Raw genomic sequence first — 17,186 nt, forward strand, 5'->3', positions numbered from 1 at the left:
ATGTCCAACATCATTTACAAAGATGAATCCTATTATATAATTGGCCTTTGTATGGATGTCCATAATGAATTAGGCAAGGGCTTTAGCGAAGCCGTATATAGCTCTGCCCTTGAAATTGAACTGAAGTCAAATGGTGTTCCCTATCAGAAGGAGGTAAAGTTCAAAATTGATTACAAAGGACAAACCTTGTCGAGTCATTATTATGCCGATTATGTAGTTGAAAACAAAATTATATTGGAACTCAAAGCTATAGAAAAGCTGACCAGTAGTCATGTAAAACAAACATTGAACTATTTGGCTGCATCAAAACTAAAGCTCGGATTGCTAATAAACTTTGGAGAAGATAGTTTGAGCTATAAAAGAGTAGTATTATAAAGCATAATGACAATTCGCGTAATTCGTGTCAAAATTTTTCAAATACATTCTCAACATCTTGCCCAGACCCCTCTTAATACAATTGAGTTATTGGGTTAGGCCTATACTTGCCTTTTTTATGAAAGGTAGTTCCTATGTTGATCCCATAGACCAAAAATCCTTTAGGACATTTCTTCCCTATGGTTATGAAAATCCGAGGGAAAATGTTTTATCGCCCTCAACACTATCCCTGGAACGTCACCGTTTGTTATGGTTGTTCTTGCAAAATAAAACGGACTTCTTTTCCAAGAAATATAGCCTACTGCATTTTGCCCCAGAGCAGGCATTTCACAAACGCTTTCAAAAACTAAAAAACCTGGATTATGTTACTACGGACCTCAACTCCCCCTTGGCCGATGTAAAGGCCGATATTTGCAATTTACCTTTTGAGGACAATTCATTCGATGTTATTCTTTGCAATCATGTTTTGGAACACATCCCAGATGATACCAAAGCCATGCAAGAGCTTTATCGGATTCTTAAACCCAAAGGGTGGGGTATTTTCCAAATCCCCCAGGATCTGAAAAGGGAAAAGACCTTTGAGGATAATTCCATTACCGATAAGAGAAAGCGAGCAGAAATCTTTGGACAATACGATCATGTACGTATTTATGGGAGGGACTACTTTGACAAATTGCGCGATGTCGGGTTTATGGTGGACGAAATAGATTATACGGCATCCCTATCCGATGAGGAAATAGAACGATATCGCTTGGCCAAAGGGGAAATCATTCCCTTGGTAAGGAAATGATACCCCGCGACCAGATTTTTTTTGGACATAACCTTATTCAAAGGTTTCAAGCTTGGTTTTCAATTCTTCGGCGGTGATATTTTTTGCAATAATCCTACCCTCTTGATCTAACAAAAAATTCGCCGGAAGCGATGATAACAAATACTGCTTGTAAATGGTTTGATCTTTGTCTAGGATTTGATTCCAAACAATTCCGTCTTTCTGGATGGCTTTTTCCCATACGCCTCTGTCCGAATCTATGCTGATTCCAATGATTTCAAATTTTACTCCCTCAAAACTTTTGTAAAGTTCAAGCAGTTTTGGGTTTTCCACCCTACAAGGTCTGCACCATGATGCCCAAAAATCCACAAGTATATAACTACCTTCATAATCAGAAAGATTTACCAAAACTCCCTCTTTGTTCGTAGCCTTAAAATTTGTCATTTTACTACCTATCGCAAGTTGAGCTGCTTTGTTTATCCGAACTTTTAATGACTTGCTCATTCCACTTGATGGATATTCCGCTTCAAATCTTGTCATCATCTCTTCAAAAAAGTCGCTGTTTTTATTAAGATCAAAATAGCCCAGGGCATCGTAAGCTTTGGCCGATGGTCCCATTTGCATCACCAGATTCTCCATGGATCTTATAAACTGCAATAAAACTTTGTCTTTCTCTTTTTCAAGCTCTGCTATCCTTTGCTGATTGTTTTCTTTCATGGCCTTATCAAAATCCTGAATCATCCCTGCAAAAAACTGATTGTTAAGATTTTCAATGCTCTTGTTGAAATCCAGATTAGAGGCGATCTTTGATTCCAGTTTTATCCCATCCTCCATTTTGATATGTACCATTCCGCCTTGCTCAACTGCTATTTTTATCCCTTTTCCCGTATTCAGTTTTAGGGCATAGATAGATGGTTCTAAAAACTCATCCGTTGTTTGGTAGGTTTTTTGGGGAATGAGATTATCCAAGGATTTCCATTCAACCATTTTCTCCAAATCATAATTATACTTGGAAATGGTAACCGAAGTGATTTCTTCCGATTTTACTTCAAAGGAAAATGTAATTTCCGGGCCTTGTTGGGATCTACAACCATTGCTAAAAATGCATATCAATACTAAAATCTTGATCGTCCTCATAACTGATGTATTTAAAGTTTGCCCCAAAAATATGTGGATGGCAAACGCTAGTCGTCTGAAAACGCGAATCCGAACCCTTTTTAAAAGGTGATAGAAATGTTATTTGAACTTAGATTTAAACTCCGAAGGTGTAATTCCAGTCTTTTTCTTAAAAGCAGTGTTAAAAGATGATTTTGAATTGAATCCCACCTCATACAATACTTCCAATATAGTTTCGGCATGACTTTTAGGATTCATAAACCTCTCCTTGGCACTATTAATTCGATAAGTATTGATAAAATCCACAAAATTTTGATCATAATGGTCATTTATCAATTCGGAAAGTTTTCTTTTGGGTATATCCATCTCCTTGGCCAAGGTGGCAATCGTTAGGTCATAGTCTTTGAAGGATTCGTGGGTAAGCATATGATTTTCCAACTTCGCTATAAGTTTTTTGTTTTCTCCCAGCGTAGTGTTGATTCGTTTACGAGATGTTAAGGCAGCAGTAAACAACAGATCTTCCTTGCTGTAACCAAAAGGTTTTCTAGAGGAGGTAAATCCATAGAAATAGAGTAAATTAATGGTCACAAGTATCAAGAGAAACACTGTATTCTCCAAAAAATACGTATTCAAACCCAAAAAGAACGCAATGAATTGTGCAATATCCGTAAGAACAATGAGGCAAAATACAATAAAGACCCCATGCAGCCATCCTACATTCAACCACTCCAATTGTGAATAGTTGACCTTCATTATCTGCTTATATTTTTTTACCTGAATAAAACATAAAAAGATGTAAAAAAGAATATGGACCACATATCCGATATAGGTTTCTGGACTACATATCTTCCCATTTGTAAACCAAATACCAAAACAAACGACAAGGAAAGGAAAAAAATGAAGGAAGTTCATCTTTGAAAAAACAAACTGTTTTTGGGTTATGCACCTGATATAAAAAAACAGTAAAGGCCCGTACAAAAAGCCATATGCACAATTAACACTCTGAAAGAAATCATTGGCGACACCCCTATTCACGAAGAAAAGTCCTAAAATCTGTACGGTAAGGGCCCCAATTATTGTAGCCAAAAGACGATCTCCCTTGCTTTTTTTGTTACTTGAGACCAAAATATAAATGGCAAGTAAGGTCCCTTGAAAAATGATGATAATATGAATTACATTGGTAAAGGAAAACATGCTAAATAGCCCGAGTAAATAGATTGATGAAGGCTAAATATACAAAGGGTGTTCTAGACTATTGAAAACACCAATGGTTTTTCACACTTTAATCATTGGGGTTTACTACCATGGCTTCAAAACCCTCCGTCATAAATTCTTGGGCCTCCCCTTGTTCATCCAGATAAACAATATAGCCATCTAGTTCTCGCTGCTCGGTCAAAAAATTACGGGCATCCGCGAGATCCATGGCCATAAAAGCGGTTGCATAAGCATCCGCTTCACCACAGGTACTTGCCAAAACCGTGGTTCCCAAAGTGCTTCCGTTCTTAGTGAATCCGGACTTTGGATCTACTGTATGTACATATTTTTTCCCTGTAATGGAATCTATTCGAAACTTTCTATAGTTTCCCGAGGAAGCCAATGCCCTATCTTTTAATTGTATCAGAATTTTAAGGCGCCTTCCTTTTTCAATTTGCGGATCATCGATACCAACGACCCATGGTTTTCCCTTTATCCGATTTTCACCTTTGCCTACAAGCTCCCCCCCCACCTCAATGAGATAATTGGAAATTTCCTTTTCATCCAGAAAAGCGGCCAATCGATCAATTGCATATCCTTTGGCTATGGCATTGAAATCTATGTAAATATTGGGATTTGCTTTTTTGATTCGATTAGATTCTGTCAAATCTATCTTTTCAAATCCAACAAAGGTCAGAAGACTGTCCACAGCTGTACTATCCATTACGATTGCGGAGCTTGGACCAAACCCCCATGCATTGACCAAAACCCCAACAGTTGGATCAAAATAGCCATTCGTGTTATGGTTTACCGTTTTGGAAAGCTCAAATACTTCCCTGAACATTTTATCCACCACTATGGTAGTATCTCCCTGATTGATCTTGGATATATCCGAATCCGGGAGATAAGTGGATAGGGATTTGTTGACCGCCTTGAATACAGAATCGATTTCTTTTTGAAAATTCTGTTTTTCTACAGACAAATAAATGATGCTATACGAAGTACCCAAAGCACCCCCGGCATTTCTGTTCTCCACCAATTTGGAGTAGTCCGGTGCGCAAGAAACCATAAAAACGGCAGATGCAAAGAGTAATCCAATCCTATTCATCACAAATTTCAATAAGTCCGTCATAGTCCACTATATAGGCTTCATTTAAAAATACCGGTAATTTTTGATTGCTTGCATTGGAAAGCCCCACTCCGGCATAATAGGTACGTGCCTCAAACTTTTCGGCATGTGTCCGTACCTTATGCATTAACTTCAAGTCATAGTCCTTGGGGTCATTGGGGTAATCCACATTTCGGACTACTACAAAGTGTAATTTTTTCTCCTTAAGACAAACAAATTGGGGGTTTTTCTTAGGTTTACTATTGACTCCCATGAATTCATAACCATCAGATTCTAGCTGCCTACCCACAATGTTCATGGCAAGGTTGTGAAGTTCCTGTTCCGTCAATGGTTTGCCCATGTCTCAAAAAATATATCAAAAAAAACCTGACCGGTCCAAGGAGTCGATCAGGCTGCAAATTAATTCATTTAGTATATCGGTTATCCTCCAAAGTCGTCGAAGCGGATATGCTCATCGGGAATACCAAAATCCTCGCCCATTTTCTGTACAGCCTTGTTCATTAACGGCGGGCCACAGAAATAAAGCTCAATATCCTCCGGAGAATCATGCTGGCTTAAATAATTATCAATGACACAATTATGGATAAAGCCTACAAAACCATCCCCTGGGGCATCCAAGTTTTCCTTTACCTTCCAATTATCCTCTTCCAAAGGTTCCGAAAGTGCCATATAAAATTTGAAGTTAGGGAATTCTTCCTCCAATTGTTTGAAGTGATCTAGATAAAATAATTCACGTTTGGATCGGCCACCATACCAATACGTAACTTTGCGGTTGGTCCTTAATGTTTTAAAGAGGTGGTATAGATGAGAGCGCATGGGTGCCATTCCGGCCCCTCCACCTACATATAGCATTTCTGATTCCGATTCATTGATAAAGAACTCACCATAAGGCCCCGAAATAACAACCTTATCCCCTGGTTTTTGCGCGAAAATGTATGAAGAGGCAATTCCCGGATTTACATCCATCCAGCCATTTTTGGAACGATCCCATGGCGGGGTCGCAATACGTACGTTCAACATGATTTCCCTACCTTCTGCAGGATACGAAGCCATAGAGTAAGCTCTTTCCACGGTTTCAGTATTTTTCATTGCCAAAGGCCATAGATTAAACTTGTCCCATTCAGCCTGAAATTTATCCGGTGTTTCATGTTCTTCTGGGTGAGCGGTAATATCTATATCGGCATATTTTATTTCGCACGGTGGAATCTCTATTTGTATATACCCCCCGGCTTTATAGTTCATATCCTCAGGGATTTCCACAACAAACTCCTTGATAAAAGACGCAACATTGTAATTACGAACCACTGTAGCGTCCCATTTTTTGATACCAAAGACTTCCTCGGGAATGGTGATTTCCATATCCTGCTTCACCTTTACCTGACAGGCCAAGCGAGCCCCCTCGTTCAATTCCCTTTTGGAAAAATGTGGTGTCTCCGTTGGCAAGGCTTCGCCACCTCCGGCAAGTACATGGCACTCACATTGTATACAGGTTCCCCCACCCCCACAGGCAGATGGTAGAAACACTTTTTGATTACCCAATGTAGATAACAAAGAACTACCCGAGGCGACCTCTATTTGCTTTTCACCATTTATGGTAATAGTCACTGGACCAGATGGAGATAACTTTTCCTTGGTGAACAATAATAAGGCCACCAATAAAAGTAACAGAATCAAAAATGCAACTACGGTGATTAATATGGTCCCTCCTATGCTTGTAGCTAAAATCATTTGTATTCTTTTACGGCATCGTTATAGGAAATCTCTTTCTCATCGATTTCCTCTTTGATTTCTTTTTCTTCTTTCTCGGTTTTTTGCGCTGTAGTCTCCTCTACCGGAGCGGCTCCGTCGTCACCTCCTGTCAACATGCCTCCAAAACTTTGGAAACCAATGCCCATCAATCCAGTAATTATAAACGTAATGCCCAATCCCCGCAACGGAGGGGGAACGTTGGAATATCGGATTTTCTCCCGAATCGCGGCTATGGCCAAAATAGCCAGAAACCAACCAATGCCAGAACTTATACCATAGTTCACGGCCAATCCCAGTGTGGCAATTTCCCTAGACTGCATAAAAAGGGATCCTCCCAAAATGGCACAATTCACAGCGATCAGAGGCAGAAAGATCCCCAATGAATTATATAGCGAAGGCGAAAATTTTTCTACTACGATTTCCACCAACTGTACCATGGTAGCAATGGTAGCAATAAATAGGATAAAGGATAGGAAGCTCAGGTTATAATCCGCATATTCCGGGCCCAACCAAACCAAGGCACCATCCCTTAACAAATACTGATCCAAAAGCCAGTTCAAGGGTACTGTTACGGCCAAAACAAAAATAACCGCAGCTCCCAAACCTACAGCTGTGGCAACTTTTTTGGAAACCGCCAAATATGAACACATTCCCAAGAACACGGCAAAAACCATGTTATCTATGAAAATGGATTTAAAAAACAGCTCAATATGCTCCAACATAATTTCCTTTTTTAACTATTCTTCTAATTATCCTCTATTAGGGCCGTATTACGTGATCGTTGTACCCAAATTATGATACCCACCACAATTAATGCGGCTGGTGGAATTATCATAAACCCATTATTCTCATATCCCGTGGAATAAAGTCCAGTCATTTTAACAGGGTCGCCAAGTACTTTATATCCGAACAATGTACCAGATCCCAATAACTCCCTAAAAAAACCGACAATGATAAGAATTACACCATAGCCCAAAGCATTACCGATACCATCCAAAAATGATTTCCAGGGACCGTTACCAAGGGCAAATGCCTCGAAACGACCCATAATAATACAATTGGTAATTATCAACCCTACAAATACGGAAAGGGTTTTGCTCAGCTCATAGGCAAAGGCCTTGAGCACCTGATCAACAATGATTACGAGTGTTGCCACTACAATCAATTGAACAATAATTCGGATTTTTGAAGGAATAACGTTCCGCATCAACGAAATGACCACGTTACCCACCCCCAATACGAATATTACAGATATGGCCATGACCACGGATGCCTTTAATTCTGCTGTAATGGCCAATGCCGAACAAATACCCAAAACCTGAATAGTAATCGGATTATTGTCCGCTAAGGGATCTAATATAAGACTAGCATCTTTTTTAGTAAGTAAAGCCATAGTTATTTTGCTCTAATAGTTTCTAAATAGCCCTTGTATAGGTTCACGCTCTGGCTTATCATGGCGGATACCCCATTACCGGTAATTGTAGCACCGGCCAAGGCATCTACCTCGTTATCGTCCTTTGTGTTATTCAGCGGGTCGTTGTTTCCTTTGGCTACGGCAATACCCGAATATTGGGCACCATCTAAGATGGATTCTCCGGTAAAATCGTCCATGAAATAACGCTGTTTAATGTTGGCACCTAGACCAGGAGTTTCAGATTGATGATCAAAATATACCCCTTGGACTACCATTTGATCATCCAAGGCGGCAAAACCCCAAATAGGACCCCAAAGACCTTTACCATACAGCGGAATGATATAAAACTTTTTGTTCTCCTTTTCACCAATCAACAAGGGTAACCTTGGTGTTGTTCCATTCTTCATTTCGGAAAGCTGCTTTTTCATGTCGATAAGGTAGGCTTCATCATCCTGGGTAATTTGGTCTCCTTCAATGACCAATTGCTCCTTTATGTAATTGGAGAACTCCCCCTCTACCCTATCTGTCGGTATAAAATTCACACTTCCTTCGTCCTGGTTTTCATTTACCCCCATGGCATAAAGGATGTTCTGCTGTTTTTCAAAACGTTCGTTCTCCTTTATTTTATCACTTAGCGATGATGCCAAAAAAGCCAGGATAGAACCGACTACCACTACCATGATGCAGGCAAAAATTACGGTATACGTATTTTTTTCGGTATTAATGGCCATAATTATACTGTTTCAACTTTTAGTTCCTCTTCTTTACTATCTGAATCTTTTGGAAAAATAGTGGCGTTCTTCAACCGTTTCATTCGTCGTGCTACATTGCCCCGTATGACGTAATGGTCTATGGTAGGAGCAAAAACGTTCATCAACAATATGGCCAAGAAAACACCTTCAGGATAAGCAGGATTGAACACCCGTATCATTACGGAAAGGAATCCTATTAGGAATCCATAAAACCATTTTCCACGGTTGGTCTGTGATCCGGTTACGGGATCCGTAGCCATATACACAATACCAAAAGCCAATCCACCTACTATTAAATGTTTCCAGAATTCGAAACTCATCAGTCCATAAAAATTACTGGTCTCGGTAATCCATCCGGCATCCACAACTCCATTGAATATCAATCCCATGACCAAGGAACCGATAACGGCACTTAACATGATACGCCAGCTTGCTATTTTACTGAAAATAAGAAACAGACCCCCCAACAATATTAAAAAGGTAGAGGTTTCCCCAACTGAGCCAGGAATAAATCCGAAAAACATATCGGATATGGTATAGGAATACTCATCTACTTTATTCTGTGCGAGGTAGCCCAAAATGGTCTCCCCGGAAATGGCATCGGGTCCTCCAGCACGTTCTACCGCCTCATGCACCCAAACCTTGTCACCACTCATCCAAGTAGGATAGGCAAAAAACAAAAAGGCCCTAATGGTCAGAGCGGGATTAAGAATATTCATGCCTGTACCACCAAAAACCTCTTTCCCAATAATTACTCCAAAAGCCACGGCCACGGCCAGCATCCACAAGGGTGTATCCACAGGAACGATTAGAGGAACCAACATTCCGGTAACCAAGTAACCTTCTTCTACCTCGTGCCCTTTTATGACTGCAAAAATGAATTCAATGATCAAGCCTACTCCATAGGATACTATGACCAAAGGCAATACTTGGGTTATTCCAATCCAAAGGTTTTCCCAAGTGAAAAAATTACCCCATAGGGACAGTTCCCTTGCAACTCCATTGGCGGCATCGATGGCCGCATAATGTTGGTATCCCGTATTGAACATAGAGAAAAGCAATACTGGAACCAAAGCCATGATAACCGTGTTCATGGTACGCTTTAAGTCATCGGCACCTCGAATATGGGATCCGGAATGTGTTGTTTCATCGGGTGAGAATAAAAAAGTATGGAAGGCATTGAAGGCCGGTGCCATTTTCTTGCCCCTATACCTATGCTTTAAGATATGTAGTCTTTTCTTAAAGGTTAGTCTATTATCACTCATATTTTATCCTATTTCTTTATGTAATAAATCCAATCCTTCACGAATAATCCGTTGATGGGGCTGTTTTGATATGCAGACAAATTCAGTCAGGGAAAAATCCTCCGGAGCCACTTCGTAAAGTCCCAATTGTTCCATTTCATCCAGATCCTTTACCATACAAGCCTTCAATAACTGAAGGGGATAGATGTCCATGGGAAAGACCTTTTCATACATTCCCGTTACCACAAATGCCCTATGTTCTCCATTGGTATTGGTGTCCAGGTCATATTTTTTATTAGGCTGCATCCATGAGAATGTCAAGGCCCTAGTTGCGGATACCTTATTAAAAATAGGTTTGTTCCAGCCAAAAAATTCATAGTCGTCCCCTTCGGGAATTGCCGTTACTGTATTATTGTAAGAACCTAAATATCCATCAGGATTGCTTTTGGTCCCTGTAAGTACATCCCCATTAATGACCCTAAAATCATCGGAATTTACACCACTGGCATATAGAAACGTAGAAATCTCTGTACCTATTTTGGTTTTATAGTACTTCGGGGCCTTAATACAAGAGCCTGCCAAGGCAACGATGCGTTCGGGATTAAAAATACCGGTCAAAAGCAACTCGCCCATGATTACAAGATCTTGGGGAGTAACCGTCCAAACGATTTCCCCTTTATTTATGGGGTCTAATTTATTGATCTGCGTTCCGACCAACCCTGCCGGATGGGGCCCGGAAACTTTATGCAATTCAATTCCATGGAGTCCTGCCAAGGGAGAATTGGAGGATTTGCCAACCGAAACATGTATTTTTCCTGGAGTCATTTTGACCAAGGCGGTAATTGCCGTTTGTAGTTCCTTTTCCTTTCCTTGAAGTACAAAATCATAATCTGCCGCCAATGGAGCCGATGTGTAGCCTGATATAAAGATTGCTTTTGGAACAGTATCCGGATCGGCTATGATGTCATAAGGACGTTGCTTTATAAAAGGCCAACATCCTCCTTTTAGTAGATAAGCCTTTAGTTCTTGGGAAGAGGCACTGGAAACATCCAGGACATCGTGCTCCAAATTTTGTTGTGACTTATCTGCCAGTATCCTCAAGGTCAAAATGCGTCTTCGGGCACCACGCTCTATCTCAATTAGCTCTCCGCTTACAGGGGAAACAAACAACATGTCTTCCCTATTTTTATTATAAAAAAGCGCTTCGCCGGCCTTTATTTCGGCCTTTTCCTTTACCAACATTTTAGGTGTAATACCGTGAAAATCGTTGAGGTTTATCGCGTAAACATTGCTTAAAACGGCTTTGGAAATAGTTTGCTCTGCGGCACCGACAAGATTGATGTTCAAGCCTTTCTTAATCCGAATGTCTTTGGACATGTTATAGTAGAGCTTAGGTTAGCAAAATTAGGGGCAAAAATAGTATTTAAAAGAAAGTTTTCATAATAATTGCCTAGAAATTTGGGCATTACACCGATGTTAATTCCCTAGGCACGCTTTTTGTTTACCTTTGCCCAAAAAATAGCCTATAAATGCATTTAAATCTTAAACAGATTTTCTTGTTTTTTTTTGTGTCCTCCATGTTCGCTCAGGTTCAGGAAGAAATAGACCCGCCCTCAAATATCAAATCTATCATTTTTAAAGGGCCTACGGAAGATCAATTTCCCGTGGCCCAAATCGGTGAACCTATTTATTTGGAGTTTGATGACATCCTGGCCATTGAGCAAGATTACTATTATAAGATTGTTCATTGTGATTACGATTGGACCCCATCGGACCTATTAAAATCGCAATACCTCAGCGGGGTGGATAACCAGCGAATTATAGATTACGAGAACAGCTATACTACTTTGCAGCCCTATTCTAATTATCGCCTCACCATACCCAATGAAAATGTGCGCCTAAAAGTGAGCGGCAACTATCTTATAGAGATTTACAACAGCAGTTATGAGCTTCAATTCTCTAGAAGGTTTGTGGTCTACAAAGATCTGGTAAAGGTTGGAGGGACCATAAAACGTTCTCGCGACTTTAATTTTTTGAACGAAAAACAGGTAGTCCAATTCAATATCAATGCCGGTAATTTTCAATTGGTAAATCCTAAGAAAGAGGTAAAAGTGGCCATTATACAGAATTATTACTGGCCAACCACTTTATATAACATTAAACCGCAATTTACGATAGGCAACGAACTTGTGTACAAGTACGATCAGGAGACCAGTTTTTTTGGGGGAAACGAGTTTCTCAATTTTGACACCAGCGATTTAAGGGCGCCAAGCGCGCAGATATCGCGTATAGAAATCGGGGATTTATACCAGCATTATCTATTCAGTGATGATTATAGGTTTGACGAACCCTATACCTATTTTCCCGACATTAACGGGGATTTTGTGGTTCGTACCCTTCAGGGCACTGAAAATTCCCGTGAGGCGGAATATACCAATGTACATTTTAGCCTTCCTTACGACGCAATTTTGGAATTGGATGAGGTATATATTTTTGGCAAATACAACAATTACGCCCTGTTGGAAGAGAACAAAATGACCTACAACGAGGATACTGGAATGATGGAGGCCGAAATTGGATTTAAACAGGGCTTCTACAATTATAAATACGTATTAAAGCGGGAAGGCGGGATTATAGATTTAAACACAGTCTGTGGTAATTTCCACTTTACCGAGAACACATATCTAATTTTGGTATACTATCGAAATTTTGGCGATCTCTACGATAGTATTATTGGCGTAGGTTCTACAAACTCGCGCAATATCAGCAATTAACGTATATTTATTCTTCATTCCAAACCTATGATGAAGAACAAACCGGCCATCACTTCCAGAGGTAGATATCAACTTAAATATCGAGGAACCGAATGTTTAAACTGTGGACATCCGTTGGACCTCAGCGATAAGTATTGCCCAAATTGTTCGCAGGCCAATAGCACTAAAAAATTGACGATCAAGGATTATTTTGATGAGTTTTTTTCCAATATGCTGTCCTATGATTCCAAACTTCTAAAAACACTGTCCGCCCTATTAATTAGGCCTGGCAAAATTACAAGGGATTATGTGGATGGAAAAAGGATGTCCTATACCAATCCATTCCGATTTTTATTAAGCCTTGCCATTATCTATTTTTTGATTCAAAATTTTAGTGGAAATTTCTCGGAATTGGATAAATACGGGGTGGACAAACAGGCCAGTCCGATTGATTTTCAAGGTCCGTTTGGCATAGAGCTAGATGTTGGGGACGAGAATAGGGAAGAAGCAATAAAGGTTTTGGATTCCATAGGAATTTCAGAACAGTTGGATCGCGTAGTAGATTATAGGGATTCATTGATTATGGAAAATCCCCAGGCCCATTTTGCATCCCTAGATAGTCTAGATTTTAGTGATCGTTTCTACACAAAGGCAGAATTTTTCAATACGCTGATTCGAAAAGATGGGGTGTACACCCTTAAAGATGCTATAGGTAAATACCAAATTCCCGAATCTTTTGAGAATAAGATGTCCTTTGGTGCTGCAGCAGGTTTTGTAAGGGCCTCACGACAACCGGGAAGTTTTATCAGTTCCTTGATTTCCAAATTACCGTTTGCGGTTTTTTTCTTTCTTCCTGTGTTCACACTATTCATTGGGTTGGTATACATCAGGAAAAAATACACTTATACCGATCATCTGGTCTTTAGCTTTCACAATACTTCATTGTTATTTATATTGCTCATTATTAGCTATCTGATAGATTCTATACTCAACGTTAGCGGTAACTGGATTTTTATCACCGTATTTTCCATATATCTGCTAAAGGCCATGCGGAAATTCTATCAACAAGGCGCCTTTAAAACTATTGTTAAATATCTTTTTCTGAACGCGATTTTTTTTATTTTAGCAATGTTCGGTGTAGTGTTTCTCCTAGCGGGAAACATTTTTACATATTAGACAACTATGATTACTCAAGTAACCAAGGGAATAAAGATTTCGGTACATACTAGTTTTGAGGGTACTTTCTTCAAAAACTACAAAATGCATTTTGCTTTCGGTTATACCATCACCATAGAGAACCAAAGTAAGGATTCCGTTCAATTGACCTCCCGTCATTGGCAGATATATGATGCCCTTAACGATCTGGAAATTCTTGATGGCGAAGGGGTTATCGGCAAGAAACCCGTAATAAGGCCGGGCGAATCCCATACCTATAATTCAGGTTGTTTGTTGGCCTCCCCCATAGGTGCCATGAAGGGTCATTACAATATGGTGAATTTTAGTTCCACGGAGAAATTTAGGGTCTATATCCCTACCTTCAAATTTCATGCTCCCTTTGCGTTAAATTGAAACGTATATTTAAGTCTTTATTAGTTTTTAATCGACTTCCCATTTAGTACCTTTGCTGCGATTTTTAACACCTAAAAAATAGCATTATGGGCAAGGGTTTTTTTCAAGTACCTACAGCACTTAACGAGCCAATAAAAAGTTATGCTCCCGGCACTTCGGAAAGGGATGCAGTACTACAGCAATACCAAGCTTATTTTAACGGAAAAGTGGAAGTTCCGCTTTATATAGGAAGCGAAGAAATACGCACCGGAAACACCAAGCCTATGTCCCCACCTCATGACCATGGGCATAGTGTGGGCAAATATCATCTAGCCGAAAAACAGCATGTGGAAAAGGCCATCAAAAATTGTCTTGAGGCCAGAACCGCCTGGGCAGATCTGACCTGGGAACAGCGTGCGGCCATATTTTTAAAAGCAGCAGAACTTATTGCCGGACCCTATCGGGCAAAGATGAACACCGCCACCATGATCGCACAGTCCAAGACTATTCATCAAGCCGAAATTGATGCTGCCTGCGAATTGATAGATTTTCTAAGGTTCAATGTGGAATATATGTCCCAGATTTACGAGGAGCAGCCGGATTCTGCCGAAGGAATCTGGAACCGGGTGGAATATCGCCCTTTAGAAGGTTTTGTATATGCCATTACCCCTTTCAACTTTACGGCGATTGCCGGGAACCTGCCTGCGAGTGCAGCCATGATGGGAAATGTGGTAGTGTGGAAACCTAGCGATCATCAAATATTCTCGGCAAAGGTAATTATGGATGTCTTTAAGGAGGCAGGGCTTCCAGATGGGGTCATCAATATGGTTTATGGCGATCCTGTAATGATAACGGATACCGTTTTGGAAAGCCCCGATTTTGCGGGTATCCATTTTACCGGCTCCACCCATGTCTTCAAAGAACTGTGGAAAAAAATAGGGAACAATATCCATACCTATAAAACCTATCCAAGAATCGTTGGCGAAACGGGAGGAAAGGACTTTATTATTGCCCATCCCACGGCCAAACCAGAGCAAGTAGCTACTGCTATAACCAGAGGGGCATTCGAATTCCAGGGCCAAAAGTGTAGTGCAGCCTCCAGGGTATATTTACCAAAATCCACCTCAAAGGAAGTATTGGATTTGGTGAAGAAAGATATCGGGTCCTTTAACCAACCGGGTTCTCCAGAGGATATGTCCAACTTTATTACCGCCGTTATCCATGAGGGTTCTTTTGATAAATTGGCCAAATACATAGATGAAGCCAAAAAGGACGCGGAAGCCGAAATCGTTGCCGGAGGCGGATATGACAAATCCAAAGGTTACTTTGTGGAACCCACGGTTATTGTGACCTCAAATCCGCATTATACAACTATGAAAACGGAATTGTTCGGTCCGGTGGTCACCGTATATGTCTATGAGGACAAAGACTGGAGCAAAACACTAAAACTGGTAGATTCCACTTCGGAGTACGCGTTGACCGGGGCAGTTTTGGCAACGGATCGGTACGCCATCGATCAAGCTACCAAAGCCCTTCAAAATTGCGCGGGAAACTTTTATATCAATGACAAACCGACAGGTGCGGTGGTAGGCCAACAGCCTTTTGGAGGAGCACGTGCTTCTGGCACCAATGATAAGGCTGGTTCCGCCCAGAATCTATTACGTTGGGTTTCCCCAAGATTGATCAAGGAAACCTTTGTAACACCTGAGGATTACAGGTACCCCTTTTTGGGATAAGTCGGTCTAAAACGGTATTTCCAAATTTTATAGGAAATAGTGCTCGGTTTTTAATACCTTGTAAGCTACATAGTTATCCGCTATGTCTAGCGAACAATTTTTAACAACTCAAAACACTTAGAAAATGAAAAAATTAACTGTATTTGCTACGTTTCTGATGGTGGCCATGACGTATGCGCAAGATACTATGGTCCAAAGCACCATCCAGGGAATGCTTACCTACAACCAAGGGCAGGTAATATCACTTGCAGAAGCCTTTTCCGAGGAACAATACGACTGGCGTCCTGCTGAGGGCATTCGCTCAGTGGGAGAATCCCTTTTACATATTGCCGGAGCCAACTATTATTTGGCCTCCAAATTGGGTTTTGCCCCTCCAGAGGATGTTGATATGATGAACATTGAAAAAATCAAGGGAAAGGAAAATGTTTTGGCAGCCTTAAAAAAATCGAACGAGTTTATCCTTGAAAAGATGACCATGGTGGAGAATGACAAACTTAATGAGGAAGTTGATTTTGGTTTCGGTAAATTCAGCCGACTTTCCGGTCTTTTAATCGTCCTGGAGCACAATGGGGAGCACAAGGGGCAATTGATCGCCTATGCTCGATCCAATGACGTAACTCCTCCTTGGAGCAAATAACATAAATAAAAAGAATCAACTATTTAACCTCCAAGGGCATGGCCTTTGGAGGTTTTTTACGCAACCATTTGTCAGTAGGGTATCTACTATTAAAGAAAGATTCCCTATGAAAATAGCTCTAAATGTATTAGTCGCACTGCTTGTACTCCAGTCTTGTTCAGATGATGATGATATGATAAGACCGGCCTGTGGGGTGGACAATCCCGCAAAGGAGCTATCTTGGCTTAGAACAGAAATAGATAACAGGGAAGCCAACATTACCGAAGATACCAAATATTGCTACATTACCCAAGGTGAATACGAAGGGCAGACGGTATTTGTATATTGGGACTGTAACCCTTTGATTGACAAGAACATTCCTGTCTTTGACTGTGATGGCAATATGCTCGGTGGCACTCCGGAAAATCCAATTTCTCTTGATGATTTGGAAAATCAGATAATCATTTGGAAACCCGCTCTTTTTGTCTGTGAACCAATGCTCTAGTTTAAAGCGGATAAATCCATAGTTTTTAAAGAAGCAATGAAATTGCAAACTGTTATTGTGTTACTAAGTTGTTCGGTTATTCTGTAGGCTCGTCATAATAACTCAATAATCTTTAACTCAATAACGCTTAGGGCTAAAATGTTTATGGAAACTAAAGTAGCTGCAATGAAATTGCAGGGTTTTAACCCTTAACTAGAAAATAAATTTTTAGACGGCAAGATTTTGCCTGCATCCCCGAGCGGTATTCGATTTAAAACCGGCCGAAATAGATTCTTATTGCCCGGAA

18 protein-coding genes are annotated in these 17,186 nt (G+C 40.4%); 8 read left to right on the top strand and 10 right to left on the bottom strand.

Annotated elements, in window-relative coordinates; translation table 11 throughout:
* Positions 1–375, top strand: coding sequence for a GxxExxY protein (locus tag D7Z94_RS19580; RefSeq protein ID WP_120713326.1), 375 nt, complete (start codon positions 1–3; stop codon positions 373–375).
* A gap of 25 nt (positions 376–400) precedes the next feature.
* Positions 401–1,165 (top strand): class I SAM-dependent methyltransferase, encoded by a 765-nt coding sequence (locus tag D7Z94_RS19585; RefSeq protein WP_120713327.1) that lies wholly within the window; start codon positions 401–403, stop codon positions 1,163–1,165.
* Positions 1,166–1,198: 33 nt separating this feature from the next.
* On the opposite strand, the gene D7Z94_RS19590 is transcribed toward D7Z94_RS19585, so the two are convergent.
* The 10 genes from D7Z94_RS19590 to D7Z94_RS19635 form a co-directional block, all read right to left on the bottom strand.
* Positions 1,199–2,281: a TlpA family protein disulfide reductase gene (locus D7Z94_RS19590; protein WP_120713328.1), complete on the bottom strand. Its 1,083-nt coding sequence runs from the start codon at positions 2,279–2,281 to the stop codon at positions 1,199–1,201.
* Between the two features lie 99 nt (positions 2,282–2,380).
* On the bottom strand, positions 2,381–3,013 hold the full coding sequence (locus tag D7Z94_RS25685) for a helix-turn-helix domain-containing protein (protein WP_158594690.1): 633 nt from the start codon (positions 3,011–3,013) through the stop codon (positions 2,381–2,383).
* Between the two features lie 529 nt (positions 3,014–3,542).
* A complete protein-coding gene (locus tag D7Z94_RS19600) occupies positions 3,543–4,586 on the bottom strand; it encodes an FAD:protein FMN transferase (protein ID WP_120713330.1) in 1,044 nt (347 codons plus the stop codon).
* Positions 4,555–4,923, bottom strand: a complete 369-nt coding sequence (locus D7Z94_RS19605; RefSeq protein WP_120713331.1) for a Na(+)-translocating NADH-quinone reductase subunit F — start codon at positions 4,921–4,923, stop codon at positions 4,555–4,557. The genes D7Z94_RS19600 and D7Z94_RS19605 overlap by 32 nt, the downstream gene beginning before the upstream one ends.
* A gap of 80 nt (positions 4,924–5,003) precedes the next feature.
* A complete protein-coding gene (gene nqrF, locus D7Z94_RS19610; RefSeq protein ID WP_120713332.1) occupies positions 5,004–6,311 on the bottom strand; it encodes an NADH:ubiquinone reductase (Na(+)-transporting) subunit F in 1,308 nt (435 codons plus the stop codon).
* On the bottom strand, positions 6,308–7,054 hold the full coding sequence (nqrE, locus tag D7Z94_RS19615) for an NADH:ubiquinone reductase (Na(+)-transporting) subunit E (RefSeq protein ID WP_120713333.1): 747 nt from the start codon (positions 7,052–7,054) through the stop codon (positions 6,308–6,310). The genes nqrF and nqrE overlap by 4 nt, the downstream gene beginning before the upstream one ends.
* A 23-nt stretch (positions 7,055–7,077) precedes the next feature.
* Entirely contained in the window at positions 7,078–7,725 is a 648-nt protein-coding gene (locus D7Z94_RS19620) for an NADH:ubiquinone reductase (Na(+)-transporting) subunit D (protein WP_120713334.1), read from the bottom strand.
* Between the two features lie 2 nt (positions 7,726–7,727).
* On the bottom strand, positions 7,728–8,477 hold the full coding sequence (locus tag D7Z94_RS19625) for a Na(+)-translocating NADH-quinone reductase subunit C (protein ID WP_120713335.1): 750 nt from the start codon (positions 8,475–8,477) through the stop codon (positions 7,728–7,730).
* A 2-nt stretch (positions 8,478–8,479) separates the two neighbouring features.
* Complete coding sequence (locus D7Z94_RS19630) at positions 8,480–9,763, bottom strand: NADH:ubiquinone reductase (Na(+)-transporting) subunit B (RefSeq protein WP_120713336.1); 1,284 nt, start codon at positions 9,761–9,763, stop codon at positions 8,480–8,482.
* A gap of 3 nt (positions 9,764–9,766) precedes the next feature.
* Entirely contained in the window at positions 9,767–11,119 is a 1,353-nt protein-coding gene (locus D7Z94_RS19635; protein ID WP_120713337.1) for a Na(+)-translocating NADH-quinone reductase subunit A, read from the bottom strand.
* A 152-nt stretch (positions 11,120–11,271) separates the two neighbouring features.
* Here D7Z94_RS19635 and D7Z94_RS19640 point away from each other — a divergent pair, with 152 nt between their 5' ends.
* The 6 genes from D7Z94_RS19640 to D7Z94_RS19665 all read left to right on the top strand — a co-directional run bounded on the left by D7Z94_RS19640 (position 11,272) and on the right by D7Z94_RS19665 (position 16,900).
* Positions 11,272–12,516, top strand: coding sequence for a type IX secretion system plug protein (locus D7Z94_RS19640; protein WP_245967259.1), 1,245 nt, complete (start codon positions 11,272–11,274; stop codon positions 12,514–12,516).
* A 27-nt stretch (positions 12,517–12,543) separates the two neighbouring features.
* Positions 12,544–13,671, top strand: a complete 1,128-nt coding sequence (locus D7Z94_RS19645) for a DUF3667 domain-containing protein (protein ID WP_245967260.1) — start codon at positions 12,544–12,546, stop codon at positions 13,669–13,671.
* A gap of 6 nt (positions 13,672–13,677) precedes the next feature.
* A complete protein-coding gene (gene apaG / locus D7Z94_RS19650; protein WP_120713339.1) occupies positions 13,678–14,064 on the top strand; it encodes a Co2+/Mg2+ efflux protein ApaG in 387 nt (128 codons plus the stop codon).
* An 86-nt stretch (positions 14,065–14,150) separates the two neighbouring features.
* On the top strand, positions 14,151–15,779 hold the full coding sequence (pruA, locus tag D7Z94_RS19655; protein ID WP_120713340.1) for an L-glutamate gamma-semialdehyde dehydrogenase: 1,629 nt from the start codon (positions 14,151–14,153) through the stop codon (positions 15,777–15,779).
* Positions 15,780–15,903: 124 nt separating this feature from the next.
* On the top strand, positions 15,904–16,416 hold the full coding sequence (locus D7Z94_RS19660) for a DinB family protein (RefSeq protein ID WP_120713341.1): 513 nt from the start codon (positions 15,904–15,906) through the stop codon (positions 16,414–16,416).
* A 106-nt stretch (positions 16,417–16,522) separates the two neighbouring features.
* The gene (locus D7Z94_RS19665) at positions 16,523–16,900 is read left to right on the top strand and encodes a hypothetical protein (protein WP_120713342.1); all 378 of its coding nucleotides are present in this window, start codon (positions 16,523–16,525) and stop codon (positions 16,898–16,900) included.
* Positions 16,901–17,186 lie beyond the last annotated feature (286 nt).

It is taken from the genome of Ulvibacterium marinum (genome assembly GCF_003626755.1).
GTDB classification, from domain to species: domain Bacteria; phylum Bacteroidota; class Bacteroidia; order Flavobacteriales; family Flavobacteriaceae; genus Ulvibacterium; species Ulvibacterium marinum.